Source organism: Sulfurimonas sp. (assembly GCF_034005705.1).
GTDB lineage: Bacteria > Campylobacterota > Campylobacteria > Campylobacterales > Sulfurimonadaceae > Sulfurimonas.
In genome coordinates this window covers 66,970-84,952 of the sequence record NZ_JAVEUF010000006.1, presented here as the reverse complement: position 1 = coordinate 84,952, position 17,983 = coordinate 66,970, and the positions used below count along the sequence as shown (strand labels likewise).

Here is a 17,983-nt window from a genome sequence, read left to right as displayed (position 1 = left end):
CGTTTGTCTAGCAGAATATACTAATAGATGAGCTCACACACACAAATCTTTCATCGAAAATATTATATCAAAAGTTTTTATTTTTTGTATATAAAACTTAAAACTTTAATTTATGGCATTTTTAGCCGATTTGCCTGTAACAAATATGGAGGAGGCAGGTATGCAGATATCTTCACTAAATCAGGCTTTTGAACCTGTGAAAAAGGGTAACGTTATAAAGCCGCTTTTTAGAGAGAAGCTCTCAAAAGAGGAGGTTTCTGAAATTAAGGAGCAGATCAGGGAGAGTTCAAATGCAATGGCTTTCAACTCTGCCTTGGTCCAAGGCGGTTTTTCAAGCGCAGATGAGAGTTTTAAGAAGCAGTACGAAGAGTTCAAGAGTTTTTTGCAAGAGATAGGTTATGACGGAAAACCGATAGCCAAGCTCTCAAAAGAGGAGGCCGCAGAGCTTGTAAGCGAAGATGGTTTTTTCGGCATAGAGAAGACATCACAAAGGATAGCCGATTTTGTCATTAACGGAGCCGCGGGGGATGAAGATAGATTTCGTGCGGGACGCGAAGGGATGATCCAGGGATTTAAAGAGGCTGAGGCTATGTGGGGAGGAGAACTTCCTGAAATTTCCCAAAAAACAATGGCAAAAGCGATAGAGTTGGTTGACAAAGCTATGTATGATTTGGGATTTTCAATAATCAACGAAGAGGCTTAAGAGATATCTTTTTTGTCTTGTGTGTTCTTTTGAGCCTCACTTTTGTAGACCTCTTTTCCAAGGATGCCCTCTTGCGACTCTTTGAGAAGCTGCTGCTGTGCCTTCATTAGCATCACCATCGCACTCGAAGCGACCGCAAAGTCCTGCCCGCTTGGATCGGCGGGTGCCATTGCCGCCGCAATTGCCTGTTGTGCATTTCTCATGCTCTCCTGCGGGGTTGAGCCTGATGGAATGGAGATGGATACCTCTCCGCCGATCGCATACATTCTTCCGTCAGGTCCCTGCTGGTATGTATAAGAAGCAGCTCCCGTCATACCTCCGCCCGCCGCTTGATGAGCCGCCTCATGCGTTCTAACTTCTGCATCTCTTGATCTGAGATCTTGGACCAGGCGTTTCTCATCCTCTGATAGTTTCTCTGTAGAGCTATCTTCTGCAGACTTTTTTTCTTCCTGCTCTTTTTCAATTTTTTCTTCATCGGATGTTTTTTTCTCTCTAAGCGGGTCATCTTCAAAAACAAGAATCTCCTCTTCGTTTAGCTTGATAGAGTAGTTGATGCCGATGTTATAGTGTGATGCAGAACCTATTTCCATAATCTTCATTCTACTTCTTTGGAATTTAAAAATCGCTTTAAAAAAATGGGTAATAATTTGATAATATTTCAGTTACTAAAAGGAATAGATTATGAAATATGAATTAAAAGATGAGTATATTGAACTTTACAAGCTTATAAAAGTTTTAGATCTGGTAGATAGCGGAGCAGAGGCAAAGATGATTATTGCCGATGGCCATGTCAGAAGAAACGGCGAAGTTGAGCTTAGAAAAAGAGCCAAGATAATCCGCGGGGATGTTATAGAGATCGCAGATGTAACTATAGAGGTTATATAACGTCAATCTGGGCAAAGCCCAATTTGACGTTAGAGCAGAAATGAGCTGATAAGCCCTATTGCTCCGCCGAAAACTCCTCCCCACACAACCAGCCATGAGAGATGCTCTTTGATGAGTTTTTGCACGATATCTTTGACCATAAGAGGTGTTAGTTCACCCAGTCTTATCTCTATGATATCCTCGATAGACTTCATCATATCATCACTAAGTGTCGAGTTTTGAAGGTGTTTTTGCAGAGTGTAGTTAAATGTCTCGCTACGAACTATTTTTATGACGGCACTCTTCATCTTTAGCGAGAATGGTTCGCGAAGATTCTCCAGTACGCTCTCTCCGCCGAACATCCCGAGCATCCCGCCAAAAGATGACTCCATTACGGTTTTGGAAAGTGCATCAAAAGCTGGTGAAAAATCAGTAGCTTCAATAATCGGGGTCAATTCAATCTTCTTCTCTTCGTTTTTAAAGAAGTAGTCAAGCTGCTCTTTTGTAAAGAATTGGCTCATCATAAGATGTTTAATTGACTCTTTAAATGCCTCAAAGCGTGCCGGTATAACTCCCGAACCGTAAAGAAGGGGCACTTTTTCAAAAAGCATATGAATGGCAAGCTGATTGGTCAGAGCGCCGGAGAGCGCAAAAAGCCCGGTGTATAAAAAGATATCGGCAACACCTCCATCAATAAAAAATGAGACCCCAACAAGAGACGCAGCTATCAGATTTGTCATAAAACCTTTGTTTAGTTTCAAAGTTTGACTCCTAGAAAAAAGTATCTTAAAAGCAAAATTATACTAGAATCTTCAATAATAAAAAGCGTAGGAAATATTATGAAAGAAGAGAGTTACGAACTTTTTAAGAGTGCAGATATAGAAACAATTTTAGAGCTCCTAGAGAGAGAACTTAAAAATAGAAACGAATCCCCTTTCTGGAGAGACAAGGTAGTGCCTTTTAGTGCGGCAATACTCAGCGTTCTGATACCGCTAAGGGATGCAGGTATGCTCTTTAATCCAGAGGGATACCCAGAGAGTGAGCTCACACCTGAACTTTTTTTCAGATGGAGCGACTTTTTAAGCCTTAAAACATTGGCATTTACGATCCAGAGGTCAAATGAAGCAGGAATGCTGCTAAGAACAAGGCTTGATGAGGAGCTGTGCAAAAAGTATGAGAGTATAGATCTGAGAGTTTTGGGTGACTACCTATCAAGATACACGGTAAATTTGGAGAATGAATCGCTGGATTTTCCTATTTCAAACTACAACCTTCACCAGGGTGTAAGCAACGTTATAAAATCTCTTCTCTAAGAGCAGCTAATTGATCAAGTTTATTGAATACTTTATTAAAAACTCCAGACTCAATTATGCCATCTTGGCTTTTTTGATCTTTATGGGAGTTCATGCTTATCAAAACATACCTAAAGAGATATTTCCCGATGTCGAACTCGATAAAATAAGCGTTCTAGGCTCATACAGAGGGGCGAGTGCCAATGTCATGGATAAGATGGCAGTCCGCGATATAGAGGATGAGCTAAGCAATATAAGCGGGATCGACAAGACCGAGACAACGATCACGCCCGGGGCTTTTGCAATACTTCTGACCCTAAACGAGAGCGCCAACAGAGAGATAACGCTAGGGCGCGTAAAAGATGCAATAGCGCTTAGCAGACAGTATCTTCCCTCGGACATGAACGAGCCTGTTGCCAGACTTCTGGATAAAACAAGGTCTCTGATCAGACTTGCCGTCTCATCAGATGAGCTCTCAATAGGGGAACTCACCGTTATAGCGCAGGATGTTAAGTCTAAAATAGCAAAGCTTAACAATATCAGCGAGGTTTTGATCCGCGGCGATTCAAATGAAGAGGTTATTATTAAGATCAACTCCGAAGCGATCATAGCCTACGGGCTTGAACATGCGGGTGTGCAAAAAGCTATAGCAAATCTCTCATATATTTTTCCCGTCGGCAATATAGAGCAGAAGGGAAATTTTGCGTATGTCTCTACCGCAAACGGAAAATCGGATGCCGATGAGTACAAAGAAGCCATCTTGGACGTCGGTGGAAGATTTATCAGGCTTGGTGATATAGCCGAAGTGAGCATCGAGTACCCGCAGACGGATACGCTTGCCACTTACAACAACAAAAAGACCATATCTCTAGTGATCTCAAAAGGTGTCAGTGGAGACTCTCTTACCCTCTCCAAGGAGCTCAGAGAGTATGTAAAGGGCATAGAAAAAGATTACAAGGGTGCGAGTTTTGATTTTTACCAAGATACATCAAAGCCTGTAAAAGAGAGACTAGACACAATTATTTCAAACTTGATGTTTGGTCTGATACTCGTATTTTTATCTATGTACATACTGATAAACCTAAGGATCGCCATAATCGTAGCTCTGGGTATTCCGTTCTCTTTTATCATAGGGCTTTTAAGCATCTACTATCTGGGCTATTCGATCAATATAGTCTCTCTTCTTGGAGGGCTTATTGTAATAGGTATCGTCGTCGATGATGCGATCGTAGTAAGTGAAAATATTCAGCGCTATATAGATGAGGGAATGAATAACTATGATGCAGCAATTGCCGGCGTTAAAGAGATGATCCTCCCTGTTACACTTGCAACGATCACCACCGTAGTGGCATTTTTGCCTATATTTATGATGCAGGGCGAGATAGCTCTTTTTATTTTACTTATTCCTATCACGGTCATTATCATCTTAATGGGCTCTTTGATCGAGAGTTTTCTTTTTCTGCCGCTTCATGCGCAGGAGTTTTTGAAAAAAAGCAACAACATGATAAGCTGGGAGCCGTTTCAAAAACTATATATGAGAGTTATCCTCTATTTTCTGCACTACAAAAAACTCTCGCTTCTTCTTTTCATAATATTGATCCCGCTTGCAACCTTCTACACTGCAAAATCTATGAAGTTTCAGTTTTTTCCGAATTTTGACGGAAATTATCTCTATATCTCAGGAAAAGTGGACATAAACACACCACTGGAGGATACATACGCCATATCTAAAGAGATCGAAGCGAAGCTGATGGAGCATGCAGATGAGTTTTCTCTAAAAGCGATCTCATCGGTTGTCGGTTACAGAAGAAGCCTCTCAGGTGATACTCAGAGAAACAACGGTGTATTTATGATAACCATGGAGCTCTATGACAGGGCAGAGACAAACTGGGTAGACAAGTATGTAAATCCTGTTCTAAATTTTAGTTTTGAGTTTGACAATCCCCAGAAGATAAGGCAGAAACAGACATTTGAGCTATCTCCTCGGGCTCAGGAGATAATCAGCGTTTATAGAGAGAAGTATAAGATGGAAGATCTCGGGGTTATGGAGGATAAACCGGGACTTATCAGAAGCGATATTCAGATCAACCTCTCAGGAAACAATGACAGCGTGCTTCAAAGCGGAATAAAGCTCTTGGAGGAGAAGCTCTCTAATATGGAGCATATAAGGGATTACAGCGATAATATCAAATACGGCAAGATGGAGTATAAGATCAAGGTCAATTCATACGGGGAGAGCTTGGGACTTAGCGAAGCGTCCGTTGCAAGGACACTAAGCGCATACTTTATGGAGCAGAAACAGGGAACTACATTTAACGACCTTGGTATTATGGAGATAAAGACGCAAGAGGATGCAAAGGACAGCATCTCTTCATTTTTAAACTTCAATATAGCACTTAGCGACGGCAGATACGTAAGGCTCTCCGATATTGCAGAGATCACTCAGGTCAGGGATTATGAGAAGATAAACAAGCTTAACGGCAACATCATAAAAACAGTTTTTGCAAATGTGGATAAGAGAAACATTACCTCTGAAGAGATACTCGAGAAGTTAAAACCAACACTTGATGAGATCAGAAAACTTGGCGTGAACGTTGAGCTTCTGGGTGAGAAAGAGAAGAACGAACAGCTCAAAAACGATATGAAAAAAGCGGTTTTCTTTGCTATCTTTCTGATATTTTTAACTCTTCTTCTTATATTTCCGAAAATAAAGTATGTTCTGATGGTAATGAGCGTTATTCCTCTCTCCGCTCTCGGCGCGCTCCTTGGGCATAAGCTTCTGGGCATAAACCTTACCATGCCTTCTATCATAGGAATCTTGGGACTTGCCGGTGTTGTAATAAACGACGGCATCATAATGGTTGACTTTTTACGAGGAACGCACAAGTTAGAGGAGTTCTTGGAGCGTGCAAAACTGAGACTCAGACCTATTGTCATTACTTCGGTTACAACATTTCTGGGACTTTTGACTCTGATATTTTACGCAAGCGGGCAGGCGGTTATACTTCAGCCTATCGCAATATCTTTAGGGTTTGGACTTCTTTGGGGAACTTTTTTAAACCTTATATATCTGCCTACACTCTATGCCATGGTAAACAAGATAGAGCCGCCTTTAGATAAAAATAGCGTACAAAAGAGCCCAGAGTAAAAAAGCGATAAGTGCAATAACGGCGAAGATGACCGTTACTCTGGTTATGAAGTAGAAGAGGAATTTTAAAAACTGCAAGGTCTTTATAGAGTGCTTTTAGTTTGATCTATATGGAAGAATCGGGAGCCTCATATATTTTGCATATACGATACCGCTTTTAAGATTTATTACATCATATCCCAGTTTCTGAGATAAGAACTGCGCCAATATTTTTGTTCTGCTTCCAGTTCTGCAGATAAGGGCAAACGGTTTTTTTGTGTCTACCGCACTGTTTAGTTTCTCTAAAAAATCCTTAAGGTCATAATTGCCTTTCTCATCAAAGAGCATAATAGGGATAGAGCCTTTAAGCAACCCCGTCTCTTTCCACTCCCCTGGTGTTCTTATGTCAACGATCGGTATGTTTGAATTTAGCAGTTCGTAAGATGCTTCTTGGTTCTGCATAGAGCCAAAAAGAGATGCCGATAAAATAAAAACAGTTAAAAAAAATTTCTTCAAATAAACGCTCCACGCTAAAAATTAAGTGTATAATTGTATCAAAAATTGAATAATAGGTAGAAAATGGCATCACAAAAAGCGATAGACAATGCAATGAGACTCCGCTACATTAGGGCGCTAGAGAGATTTCACAAAGGTATTGTCTCTTATTTGTCTACAACATCTAACATTTCTAAAGAGGGATATGACAAAAAAATAGAGAACTCTCTAAAAGTGCTTCAAAGGGTAGATGAGATATCCCTTTATAAAGGTGAGCTTCAAGATCTGCAAAAATTGGTTAAAAAGATCATATCTTACAAAGAGAGCGATAAAGATATTGTGGACATAAAGGAGGAGATCCTTTATGAGTCAAATCAGCTTGAGAAGAGCAAAAACGCAAGGCGTTATAAAAAAGATAAGCACTCAAGCTCCAAATTTGAGGAGTGGGAGTAAAGGAGGCGAACTTATTCTTTTAACATCTTATCGAGTAGTTCAAATACCTCTGAAGATACCTTCTCCATCTCATCAAAGTTCTTGATTATCTTATCTGCATTTTTTATAGTTTCTATCTCTGCATCTTTTTCAAGATAGCTTAGGTTCTCATGAACTTTTTTGCTTACAGTTGTGCGAGGAGCTTCGAGTTTTGCAAAGGTTTGTGTGTGGGCAAATCTTCTTTGACCTTCGTCGGAACACCACTCTCCAAGGCGGCACTTGTCTCCCGGTTTTGACGGCACTACGTTTTTAAGAGAAATTATTGAGTTGTAAGCACGGGACTTAAATAGTATCTGATCTAGTTTTGCAAGGACAATAAATATGCTGTTCTCCATCCCGTAAGAGTAGTCGACTATTTTAGAAGAGTTTTCGCTCAGTTCGACCAGGGTGTTCTCAAACCCGTTTATCTTCTGTGTAGAACCCTCCACAGTCTGCTTCATATTGTCTGAGCTTGTCTGTATCTCGCTCATGTTCTGCTGCAGAGATTTGATGGAGACAGATATCTCTCCAGTCGCCTTGTGTGTTCTTTCTGCCAGTTTTCTGACCTCGTCAGCGACAACTGCGAACCCTCGTCCATGCTCACCCGCACGAGCCGCTTCGATAGCAGCATTTAGTGCAAGCAGGTTTGTCTGGTCTGCAATATCTGTGATCAGCTGGATCACGGATGTGATCTCATTTGCCTGATTTGCTATTTCACTGATGCTGTCGTTGTTGATATTTACCTGTTCGTTAAGGGCATTTAGCTCGGTTGTTATATCTGTTATATCGTTTCTTGAGTTGTTTGCCAGCTCTGACGCCTGTTTTGTTGCAGATGTAACAGATTTTATGTCGTTGAGGTTCTCATCCAGATCAGATATTATCATAGATAGAGACTCAGTTACCATAACGCTCTTGGTGCTGATCTTTGAGTTAAAGACATCTCTTTGCGCTTTAATATGCTGTGCCTTCATAAACTCGATGCTTTTGCCGACACTCTCTATGGCATCCACAAACTCTCCGCTCATGCCCTCAGAAGAGATACGGTGCGTAAAGATACCCTTCGAAGCGTCAGTAATAGTAGTGTTTATTTCGTGAATAAGGTCTTTTGTGTGCTTGATAAGCTCAGTAAGCTCATACCCCATAATGCCAAGTTCGGTATTTCTGTCCACCGTTGTGGCCTGATGGCTGAAATCACCTTTTGAGACATGGCTGATGAGCTTAGTAAAGTCGTTGATACCGCCGGTTATAGACTTTCTTATGATCGTTGCCAAAATCAAGACTATCACGCCTACTACGATACCTGCGATAAGAGCTAGGAATTTAAAGAAGTTGATCTCTGTCGCAAGACCCATCGAGTCTTTTTCCAGTTCTGCTGCTTTTAGTTCGACAAGTTTTGCGAAAGATTCTCTAGAAGCATTTGCAAATGGAGTGAGCTTTTTTGAGTAGTTCGCATATATGGCATCTTTGCTATGTGCTATTTCTTGAGAGTCCAGTGATTTCATCATCTCAAGTGTGTTCTGTAAAAATAGCATGGTCGAGTTCTTAGCCTCTTGAACCATAGAGAGAGAGGACTCTTTTTCCATTAGTTTTTCAAGAAGAGTAAAATGCTCCTCTATCTCTTTTAGTGTTGCTTCAAGCTTTTGCATATTTTTATCATAATTACCGCCGAGCATAATATCTCTGGAGAGTCTGCTCGTATAATTGAGATTTTTTTCTATTTTAAGGGTTGTAAGACCGCCTATCATCGAGTTGTGATGCAGATGTTCATACTTTTTTTCAATATGACCCATTGCCAAAAAAATAGATATTGCGGCAGAAAATACCGAGACCGCCACCATGGCAATAAAGTAATTCATCTTTTTATGAATACTTAGGTTCTTAAACATTGAGATTCCTTGTTATGGCAATTAATGAGATAAAAATATCACATTCTATAACAATGATTTTAAATATGTCCTTAATTTGTGAATTTAAATATACATAAATTGAGAGAGCAAAATAATTATTACGACCAGAGCAAAAGGAAAAAAGTGGCTCTTAAAGACCCACGGATTTATTTTAAAGAGTTTTTGATTTATTCCCCTAAGACCCAGCCACAAACCTAAAAATGCTTTTATCGCCAGAAGTGTTTGAAAGTGCGAAAGCGAACCGCCTTCAATCTTGCCGAAAACCTGTGAAAAAAGATAGGCTCCGCTTGCAACGGCTACCATCAAAGCGTAAGGGACAACTTTTCTTACATGCATCATAATAGCCTCTCTGGCTTTTACATGCTCTTCATCGCTAAGCGCTTGGCTCATTTTGGATAAAAAGAGGATGTCTACAAACAGAAATCCGCCGTAGATAAAAACTGAAAATATATGAATAGTATGAAGAATTGTGTAAGTAATGGGAGATCCTTTTTTCATGAAATTCTAACATAAAATAGAAGCAAAAATTTTGTTTTGCATCAATGCAAGAGCCTTTTTTGGTCTATTTTTGTATAATTGCACAATTTATTTAAGGTGAGGAAAAAATGGATCTATCTCAAGAAAATATGAAAAAGATTTTAGTTGGTGATTGTGCGCAAAACAATGTTTTTTTTCAAGCCGTTCAAGAGGTTGTATCCTCAATTGCACCGTTACTAAATTCTGATGAGAGTTACGCAAAACATTCAGTTTTAGAGAGACTCATTGTTCCAGATAGAGTGATAAAATTTAAAGTGAGCTGGTTGGATGACAATAATGTGATTAGGGTAAATACCGGTTATAGAATTCAATTTAACAACACCCTTGGGCCATACAAAGGAGGTCTTCGTTTCCATCCAAGCGTCAATGAAGGCGTTTTGAAGTTTTTGGCATTTGAGCAGATACTGAAAAACTCGCTTACAGGCTTGCCGATTGGCGGCGGAAAAGGTGGAAGTGATTTTGATCCCAAAGGCAAAAGCGATTTTGAAATCATGAAATTCTGCTCCGCCTTTATGACAGAGCTTCATAAATATATAGGTCCGCGAATTGACGTTCCTGCGGGAGACATTGGAGTCGGGGCAAGAGAGATAGGGTATCTTTTTGGAGAGTATAAAAAAATAACATCTTCGTATGACGGTGTTTTGACGGGCAAACCGTATATGTTCGGAGGCTCTTTGATGAGACCTGAAGCTACCGGTTACGGCGTCGTATATTTCACGCAAACTATGCTAGAACTTGAGGGCAAAGAGGGTCTTGCGGGCAAGATATGTACTGTAAGCGGGGCAGGAAACGTAGCGCTTCACGCGATAGAGAAACTTTTTCAGATAGGGGCTATCCCTGTTACATGCAGCGACTCAAGAGGTATGATATATGATCCAAGAGGCGTCGATCTGCCGCTTTTAAAAGAGCTAAAGCTTGAAAAAAGAGCCTCATTGGAGCTCTATTTAGAGACTCATCCGGACGCCAAATATACTCCTGTGTGTGACTATGCGGATGGTGAACATGCGGTGTGGGGAGTTGAGTGTTATGCTGCATTTCCTTGTGCAACGCAAAATGAGCTTAATGAAGCAGATGCCAAGAATTTAATAGCAAATGGATGCGTGAGTGTGAGCGAGGGGGCAAATATGCCATCAACTCCAGAGGCTATAGCTGCGCTTGTGAACCACAATGTATGTTTTGCCCCTGCAAAAGCTGCAAATGCTGGAGGAGTGGTCGTCAGTGAGTTTGAGATGAGCCAGAACGCTTCAATGCAGAGATGGCACTTTGAAAAAATAGATGTAAAGCTTAGATTTATAATGGAGCAGATCTGTAAAAGAGTAGTCCTTACGGCAAAAGATTACGGAGTCGAGGGTAATTATGTAGACGGAGCAAACATAGCTGGGTTTAAGCGGGTTGCAGATGCCATGATAGCGGAGGGGATATAACAAGTTGTTTTCCCTAACCATACATTTAGACTTTTGCGATAGAATTACGGGTTAAAAATCAATACAAAGTACATAAAATATGCAAAATACGAAAGCAAGATCTAACATCTACGCACTATTATCCCGCGTCTTATTGCAAGAGCTGGATGAAAAAACGTTGATGATGATAAAGAGTGATGAAAACATTTTAGATTTTTTTCCCACACTAAAAGAGTGGGCTCCGCTTAAAGAAGTGCCTAATGAAAAGCTTCTTCAAGAGTATCTAAATCCGGATTTTGTCAACCTCTCTCTTTTGCACCTTATTCCGTACGAGACCTTTTACACAAGAGAAGACCAAAAGATAGAGACCGGCGGGGCAAATCCGGTAACGGATATCTACAGCGCATACAACTTTATGGTCGATTTTGAAGTTGCACGTACGATCTCGGCAGATCACATCGGTGTAGAGCTTGAGTTTATGCACCATCTTGTAGAAGCAGAGATGAAAGCCCTTCAAGAGGATGACGCCCAAGCTGCAAAGGAGCTCAGAGGGATCCAGAGCGAGTTTTTAAACAAGCATCTTTTAAAGTGGGCACCGCTCTATCTTATAAATGTAAAATATGAGGCAAGAACACCTCTGTATTATGATGCTGCGGATATGGCTTTGGAGTTTATGCTCAGCGATAACGAGTATTTGGCCAAGGAGCTAAATCTCTAAATGATACAGCTCAAAGCCAGCCGTTGTGTCCGCTCACTCTCTAAAGAGAGCGAGTGCAACAGATGTGAACTTATCTGTCCCACTGAAGCTATAGTGGTAGGCTCTAACCCGCTGCCAAGCATCAACTTCTCGGCATGTGTAGGATGCGGTGCATGTGATGCGGTATGTCCAAACGAGGCGCTCTCTTTGGATGACTTTAGTGCTACCGAGTTCTTTTTTAGCTTTATGGAAGATAGCGAGAATCTTATATCGTGCAGAAAAAACGTTCCGTGCATAGCTGCTTTAAATGTTGAAAATATCATATCGATGGCGCTTCTTAAAAAGGAGATGGTCTTTGACATGGGGCACTGTGATGAGTGTGCGATAGCACATAAATGCAGACCAGAGATAGAGAAAAATCACGAAGAGGCATCTTATGTGCTCGAAGCTATGCAAAGCGGCGTGGTTATAAAACTTGAAGATGTTAAGTATGAGAAAGAGAGCAGTGGCGAAGAGAACTCTGCAAACAGGAGAGAGTTCTTTAGCAAGGTCAACCTGGCAGGAGCAATCAAGGCAAAACAGCAGTTTGAAAAAGAGATACAAAAAGCTACCGATGAGCTTGTAGAACACACTCTGCAAAAAAGCGATATTGCTCTTTTGAAACAAAAACGCATAACAGACAGAAGAAAGCTTTTCTTTACGGCGCTTAAAAGAGTCGAGAAGCCGGAGGTCTATCATATTATTGAAGCAGATGAACTGACGTTCACATCTTCAAAAGAGATAAACAGCGAGACATGTACTGCTTGCCAGATGTGCTACAGAGTCTGTCCAAGCGGCGCACTTAGTTCGGATATTAAGAACTCCAAGATAGAGTTTGACCCGTTTTTGTGCATAAAGTGTCATATTTGTCATGATGTTTGCGTACCAGAAGCGATCACGCTATCATCTACGTATAGAGTAAAAGAGTTTTTTGAGCCTGAGGTTCACAGTCTTATAAAGTTTAATGTCAGAAGATGTGACGAGTGCAATGTCATCTTTAGTACAAATTCAGATGAGAGACTCTGCTACAGATGCAAGGCAGAGGAAGAAGAGGCTAGGGCACTTTGGGGAATATGAGGAGATTTAAGAGATGATGAACAACGGCAATGAGATATCGCATCACACGAAGCTTTACGGCTTTATAGGGGAGTATGCAGGGCAGAGCAGTATCTCAGCCACTCTAAACAAGCTCTTTAAAGCAAACAATAAAGATGCGATGATGATCCCTATGAACATAAGAGAGGATGACTTCTACTTTACTGTAGTAAATATGAAAAAGTCTCACGTAAACGGTGCTCTGATTGCTAACGAGTATGCTAAAAATGTAGTAGAGCTGCTCGATGAAGCAAGCGAGGCGGTCAGATTCTCAGGTATCTGCGATATCGTGCTAAGGGATGAGCAGAGGCTTGTCGGCGATCTATTGGGGATGAGGGTGCTTTGTGACTTTTTAAAAGAGAGAGGCTGCAAAAAAGTAGCTCTTTTGGGGATCGGCAGCAGAGCAAAAGCATTCTGCTATGAGGCAAAAGAGTTTGAGATAAGCTACTTCTATGATGAGCTGGAGAGATTGATGGCTTTTGTGGAAGAGATCGGTGCCAAAGATGCGGATATAAACCGCTTGGCAGACGGGATGGAAGTTGACCTCTCATCTTATGATGCGGTTGTTGATTTTTCAGATTTTGGCACTCTTAGCTCTATAAGGAAGCTCAGCAGCCTAAATTTGGATATGAAGCAAAGAAAAGAGTTCTCGCCGCTTAAGGTAAGGGCTAATGAGCTGGAAGCTTCCTATCTGGGTTTTGAAAATATTTTAGATGAGCTCTCAAGAGCTGTTTTTGATTTTTTCAAGCAGAGCGGGCATCTGGATCATGACAAAAGCGATATGAGATTTTAACTTTTACAAGAAATAATTTAGTTATTTCTTGCATCAGGTTTTAACCTAGAAGTGCCATAGCGGCTAGTAAAAAAATTAAGGAAGAGATATGAAGCAAAATGATTTAAGCGATTTAAGAGCAGAGTTTGACAAGTTTGTAAAAGATAGCTGTTCAATGGACCCTGAGGATCTAAAAAGAGGTCAGGATGAGCAAGACAAAGAGGATGAAGAGCCTGTTCCACAGTTTGTAGATGCATTGACATCAAAGCTTTTGGCTCCTGCTATCAGCGGAGTCTATCTATCAAGGCTGGACATTAAAAGAATTGCAGAAGCTATAGATGAGTCTCTGCCGATCAAAGAGCGTGTAAGAATGATAAGGTCTCTATTTAGGCACACAAACTCCAAAAAGTATCTAGAAGATGCTTTTGGCGAGATAAACAGACATATCAACGGTCGTATTTTGATCTATAATGAACTAGGTGAAGCGTTTCCTTCATCAAAAGCGATATTTAATGAGTATATAGATAAATCTAAAAAAATTATGAAGATGTTTGAGCAGATCATTGAGGATTTTGAAGAGATAGAGCCGTCATCCGACCCACTCTTTATCTAAATTTTATGCGTAAGTAACCAGAATTAAAATAGCAACGCATTTTCTGCGTTGTTGCGCTCGTCACATACTTCAAGTATGCTTCCTCGCACACGCCTTGAAACGGCATCACTCTTTTAATCCATATAAGGGCTCTTTTTTTGGGAAAAACTAAAACAGATTTTGAATCTGTAACCATCCCTGCCATATCACCGCACTTAAAATCCCGGCTGTAAAACCTGCGACAATATCATCTGCCATAACGCCGACGCCGCCTTTTGCTTCACGGTCAAGTCTGCCTATTATGGAAGGTTTTGCTATGTCAAAGTATCTAAAGAGAACAAACGAAAGCAAACTTTGAACTAAAAATCCGTTTTGTAAGTCGGTTACTTCGCTCAAACTTACACTTATTGCAGGTGCAACGCTAAGTGCGAACCACATTCCGGCAAGTTCGTCTATAACAATACGCTTGTCGTCATGGATGCCGCTTTTTTCTTCATATCTGTTTATCTCACGAATGGCAATTATAGAGATCAGAAGAGTTGCCAAAAACAGGGTCTGTGCACCTAGATATATAAGAATCAGCATCCCAAGAGGAAGCGAAACAAGTGTTCCGACAGTTCCGGGAGCTTTTGGAGAAAGACCGCTATATCCTAATGTAATAAAAAACCAATTCATATTTTTCCTTGTATATAGAAACAGAAGATGAAAACTTTTTAAGTCAGTGACGTTGTTTGATAGAGCTTCATAAGCTCCAGATAAAAATCATTTTCGGTGTGCTCTTCTAACAGCCCCTCTACCGGAAGAATATCGTAGTAGAGTTTTTCTAGGTTCTTAAATCTGTTTGGATGCAGTTTTGAGAGTATTACCGCCGATATCTCTTTTCGCATCAAAATGGTCGGAGGCAGGATGCCAAGCTCCAAGAGTTCAAGAATCGAGTTTGAGTGGTATGAGATCTGGTGGTGCTGACCGTGAGGGCAGGTGTTTTTGCTAACAAGCGTCGTACACTTGTCACAGTAGACATATTCGCTCGCAACGGTTATCTCGATATCTATACCGATAACTTTGTCGATTATGGATTTATTTGAGTTGCAGTCGTAAAACATCCCGAGTCCAGCATGGTTTCGCCCTATTGTCAGCTTATTACAACCGTAATTTTTTGCTACAATTGCATCTAGGATGATCTCATTGTATCCTGCAAAAATATAGCTGTTCTCCAGAGGTACGACCACTACATGGTTCTTTGTCAGAAAGTTGTTTATAAAAAAATCAAGCGCCTTTTTTCTTATCTTATATGAGAGGTTTGATTCAGTATAAGGCTTTAGCAAAAAGATGACAAGCAGATCTGTGTTTTCAAGAGTCTGGCGAATAAGTCTCTCATGAGCACGGTGAAGAGGGTTGGCCGCCATTACAAGAGCGGTAGTATGTTTTGCATCAATGAGTTTTTTCGCATCTTCTATTATCTGTTTGTTCGTATTGCTCGATTCGTTTAAAAGAGTGTACTCACCGCTTACCGCAAGAGAGCCGATCCTCTTAAACGTTGCCATCACGCCCGGGTGAGAGATATCATCCGTTCCGTATATCTGCTTTATTCTATCGCTTGGGTCAATATGAAAAACTTCATCTACGATCAGCGTAGCAAAGGGTTTTTTCTCAAAAAGTATGGTTACCTCTTCGTCTTTTTTAAGAGAAGCAAGTACCTCTGAATTCATCTTTCCTGCAGGTGCAAGCAGAAAAGGAAATGGAAAAGATTTTCCGTTGATGAGCCCGGTTTTTAAAACACTTTTGCTCTGCTCCTCGTTCATCAAAGACTCAACGGGAGAGAGCAGTCCGTCTTTTAATAACTCCAGTGCAGAAGCCGCCTCTTTATCTATTAAAAGTGTTTTATTTTTTCTTGACGATGTCATATTTCTTCCGTTTTTCCCATAGACTTTTGCGGCTAATGCCTAGTTTTTTTGATAGTTCCGTATCAGGAAATTTGTGTTGATAATTCAGTACGATAAACTTTACGTAATCTTCTATCGGAAGAATCTCCCCTTGGTCAAATATCTTGTTCTCGCTCTTGATCTCTATGACCTCATACTCGTCATCTTCGATCTTGTCCGTACTTGAGATTATTGCATTTTTATCTTCAAGCAGCGAGTATAGAGCCTTTCTGTCGCTCTTTTTAAGAGTCTGAAGATCGATTATATATATAAGTGAATTTCCGTTGATCGACTCAATTTCACTCATCGATTTTGGATCGCTAAGAGTTATAAAATGAAGAGGGAGATTTTTCTTTTTCGCGTACTCAAAAGCAAAAGAGTCCGCATACTTCTGGTAAGATGATGAGATAAAAAGCGGAAGTTCTATATTGTCAAAGTTGTGTTCATTGACCATAGATGAGAATGTATGCGTCAAGTATTTGTCATACGCCTCATTTCTTCTTTTGAGCTTCTCATAATCCTGATAGTGGTTTATCTTTCTGATAAGCTCTTCTATCATGAACGGCTTTAAGATGTAATCTTTCGCACCTGCAGAGAGTGGCTTTGAAACCGTATCGTTACTGATATATGAGACCATCAAAATGATGATCGACTTTTTAAAGGTCTCTATTACAGGGTTAAAATCCTGACCGTTTATATTGGTTGAGAGCAGAACGACATCGTAGTTGTTGCTTTTTATAGCATCTCTTGTTGAGGTGCACATCTCACATATGTGACCAAGCTCGCTGAGTTTTGTAGCAATACTTTGCGCCAAATAAACTTCATTTTCTATTATTAGTATCTTCAAATCTTTGTCCAATCAAAATATTTTAAATTTGCGTTCGCTATTACGCCGACACCTTCGCCTCTTCCTATAAAACCAAGTTTTTCAGTCGTTGTTGCTTTGATGTTTACTCTGTGTGCTTCAATGCCCAAGATTGAGCTAAGTGTTCTTCTTATCTCACTCTTGTAAGCGCCGAGTCTTGGTTTCTCTGCCGCCACGATAACATCGACATTAATTATAACAAATCCGAAGCTGCGTAGTTTTGCAACAACGACTTTTAAGAGCTCTTTTGAGTCTGCACCTTTGTAAGCATCATCATTGTCCGGGAACATCATGCCGATATCGCCCATTCCGGCAGCTCCAAGCAGTGCGTCAATAAGAGCGTGAATCGCTACATCGCCGTCACTGTGGGCTTTAAAACCATACTTCGACTCTATTTTCACGCCGCCAAGGTACATCTCACCCTTCTCATCAAAGGCGTGCACGTCAAATCCTGTTCCGCTTAGAGTATCATCCGATGGCGGTACAAGACAGGAGAGCTTTTTTAGATCAGCTATGCGCGTGATCTTATGAGCGTCCTCTTCTCCCAAAATAAACTCTCTACTGCCGCCGTTTGCTACTATAGCGCTGCTCTCATCCGTAAACTCGCCCTCTTGCACAAGAGCTGATCTAAGAGCCGAAGCAAGAGAGAGCTGAGGAGTTTGAACCCTTTTTACCTTCTCTCTGTCTATAGTTATGCCATCATATACAATGGTGTCCGTAACGCTAAGATAAGGAACGATGCAGTCGCTTTTTCCTCTGTGCGATATGATTCTTTGTAAAAAATCCTCACTGATACATGAGCGAGCAATATCGCTAACAAGTACATACTCAGTATCTACCTCTTTTAGAGCGTTTTTTAGGGATTCTTGTCTGCTCGCTCCACCCTCTACGAACGTAAAGTCCGAGTAGAGTTTCATAAACTCTATATCTTCGTTAGATGCAGCAATTATAATTTTTTCAAAATGGCCTGTTTTTTCACATTTTTCTGCTACAAATTGCCACAAAGGCTGGTTTGCGATTCTGAGCCACTGCTTTTTGACACCTAGTTCAAAACGCGAAGAACTACCTGCAGCAAGTAAAATAAGCGTCAAATTAGACAAAGAAACTCCTATAATCCATAAGTGTTACGAAATTATACACACCGAAAGCTTTTTTTTATCTTGAATAAATAAATTATTTTTCTAGATTTTCTAAATTATGAA

The 17,983-nt window shown here is 40.6% G+C and carries 19 protein-coding genes; 10 read left to right on the top strand and 9 right to left on the bottom strand.

Annotation, left to right across the window (positions count from 1 at the left end):
* The first annotated feature begins 112 nt into the window (after positions 1–112).
* Positions 113–703, top strand: a complete 591-nt coding sequence (locus tag RBR61_RS04875) for a hypothetical protein (RefSeq protein ID WP_320342473.1) — start codon at positions 113–115, stop codon at positions 701–703.
* Here RBR61_RS04875 and RBR61_RS04870 read toward each other — a convergent pair.
* Positions 700–1,302, bottom strand: coding sequence for a putative metalloprotease CJM1_0395 family protein (locus RBR61_RS04870; RefSeq protein WP_320342469.1), 603 nt, complete (start codon positions 1,300–1,302; stop codon positions 700–702). The two genes, RBR61_RS04875 and RBR61_RS04870, sit on opposite strands and share 4 nt — an antisense overlap.
* 82 nt (positions 1,303–1,384) lie before the next feature.
* On the opposite strand from RBR61_RS04870, the gene RBR61_RS04865 reads away from it, so the two are divergent.
* Complete coding sequence (locus RBR61_RS04865; protein WP_320342468.1) at positions 1,385–1,588, top strand: RNA-binding S4 domain-containing protein; 204 nt, start codon at positions 1,385–1,387, stop codon at positions 1,586–1,588.
* Between the two features lie 29 nt (positions 1,589–1,617).
* Here the strand turns inward: RBR61_RS04865 and RBR61_RS04860 are convergent, their stop codons facing one another.
* Entirely contained in the window at positions 1,618–2,328 is a 711-nt protein-coding gene (locus RBR61_RS04860) for a DUF445 domain-containing protein (protein ID WP_320342467.1), read from the bottom strand.
* Between the two features lie 78 nt (positions 2,329–2,406).
* Here RBR61_RS04860 and RBR61_RS04855 point away from each other — a divergent pair, with 78 nt between their 5' ends.
* Positions 2,407–2,880: a hypothetical protein gene (locus RBR61_RS04855; protein ID WP_320342466.1), complete on the top strand. Its 474-nt coding sequence runs from the start codon at positions 2,407–2,409 to the stop codon at positions 2,878–2,880.
* Between the two features lie 10 nt (positions 2,881–2,890).
* Positions 2,891–6,007, top strand: a complete 3,117-nt coding sequence (locus tag RBR61_RS04850; RefSeq protein WP_320342464.1) for an efflux RND transporter permease subunit — start codon at positions 2,891–2,893, stop codon at positions 6,005–6,007.
* Between the two features lie 96 nt (positions 6,008–6,103).
* On the opposite strand, the gene RBR61_RS04845 is transcribed toward RBR61_RS04850, so the two are convergent.
* A complete protein-coding gene (locus tag RBR61_RS04845) occupies positions 6,104–6,502 on the bottom strand; it encodes a rhodanese-like domain-containing protein (RefSeq protein ID WP_320342463.1) in 399 nt (132 codons plus the stop codon).
* A 63-nt stretch (positions 6,503–6,565) separates the two neighbouring features.
* Here RBR61_RS04845 and RBR61_RS04840 point away from each other — a divergent pair, with 63 nt between their 5' ends.
* On the top strand, positions 6,566–6,934 hold the full coding sequence (locus RBR61_RS04840; RefSeq protein ID WP_320342461.1) for a hypothetical protein: 369 nt from the start codon (positions 6,566–6,568) through the stop codon (positions 6,932–6,934).
* An 11-nt stretch (positions 6,935–6,945) separates the two neighbouring features.
* Here RBR61_RS04840 and RBR61_RS04835 read toward each other — a convergent pair whose 3' ends face one another.
* A complete protein-coding gene (locus tag RBR61_RS04835; RefSeq protein WP_320342459.1) occupies positions 6,946–8,838 on the bottom strand; it encodes a methyl-accepting chemotaxis protein in 1,893 nt (630 codons plus the stop codon).
* A gap of 84 nt (positions 8,839–8,922) precedes the next feature.
* On the bottom strand, positions 8,923–9,357 hold the full coding sequence (locus RBR61_RS04830; protein ID WP_320342457.1) for a hypothetical protein: 435 nt from the start codon (positions 9,355–9,357) through the stop codon (positions 8,923–8,925).
* Positions 9,358–9,464: 107 nt separating this feature from the next.
* Between RBR61_RS04830 and gdhA the strand changes: the two genes are divergently transcribed.
* The 5 genes from gdhA to RBR61_RS04805 all read left to right on the top strand — a co-directional run bounded on the left by gdhA (position 9,465) and on the right by RBR61_RS04805 (position 14,015).
* Entirely contained in the window at positions 9,465–10,820 is a 1,356-nt protein-coding gene (gdhA, locus tag RBR61_RS04825; RefSeq protein WP_320342456.1) for an NADP-specific glutamate dehydrogenase, read from the top strand.
* A 79-nt stretch (positions 10,821–10,899) separates the two neighbouring features.
* Entirely contained in the window at positions 10,900–11,517 is a 618-nt protein-coding gene (locus RBR61_RS04820; RefSeq protein WP_320342455.1) for a molecular chaperone TorD family protein, read from the top strand.
* Positions 11,518–12,612: a 4Fe-4S binding protein gene (locus RBR61_RS04815; RefSeq protein WP_320342454.1), complete on the top strand. Its 1,095-nt coding sequence runs from the start codon at positions 11,518–11,520 to the stop codon at positions 12,610–12,612.
* A 13-nt stretch (positions 12,613–12,625) separates the two neighbouring features.
* Positions 12,626–13,423 (top strand): hypothetical protein, encoded by a 798-nt coding sequence (locus tag RBR61_RS04810; protein ID WP_320342453.1) that lies wholly within the window; start codon positions 12,626–12,628, stop codon positions 13,421–13,423.
* Positions 13,424–13,511: 88 nt separating this feature from the next.
* Positions 13,512–14,015: a hypothetical protein gene (locus RBR61_RS04805; RefSeq protein WP_320342452.1), complete on the top strand. Its 504-nt coding sequence runs from the start codon at positions 13,512–13,514 to the stop codon at positions 14,013–14,015.
* 147 nt (positions 14,016–14,162) lie between these two features.
* Here RBR61_RS04805 and RBR61_RS04800 read toward each other — a convergent pair whose 3' ends face one another.
* Genes RBR61_RS04800 through RBR61_RS04785 form a run of 4 tightly spaced genes read right to left on the bottom strand, consistent with a single transcriptional unit; the run spans position 14,163 to position 17,881 of the window.
* A complete protein-coding gene (locus RBR61_RS04800; protein ID WP_320342451.1) occupies positions 14,163–14,669 on the bottom strand; it encodes a phosphatidylglycerophosphatase A in 507 nt (168 codons plus the stop codon).
* 38 nt (positions 14,670–14,707) lie between these two features.
* The gene (locus tag RBR61_RS04795; RefSeq protein ID WP_320342450.1) at positions 14,708–15,898 is read right to left on the bottom strand and encodes a sulfate adenylyltransferase; all 1,191 of its coding nucleotides are present in this window, start codon (positions 15,896–15,898) and stop codon (positions 14,708–14,710) included.
* Positions 15,876–16,763 carry a response regulator gene (locus tag RBR61_RS04790; protein WP_320342448.1) on the bottom strand — a complete coding sequence of 296 codons (888 nt, stop codon included), beginning with the start codon at positions 16,761–16,763 and terminating at the stop codon, positions 15,876–15,878. Before RBR61_RS04790 ends, RBR61_RS04795 begins: the two co-directional genes overlap by 23 nt.
* Positions 16,760–17,881, bottom strand: coding sequence for a bifunctional 2-C-methyl-D-erythritol 4-phosphate cytidylyltransferase/2-C-methyl-D-erythritol 2,4-cyclodiphosphate synthase (locus RBR61_RS04785; RefSeq protein WP_320342447.1), 1,122 nt, complete (start codon positions 17,879–17,881; stop codon positions 16,760–16,762). Before RBR61_RS04785 ends, RBR61_RS04790 begins: the two co-directional genes overlap by 4 nt.
* Positions 17,882–17,983 lie beyond the last annotated feature (102 nt).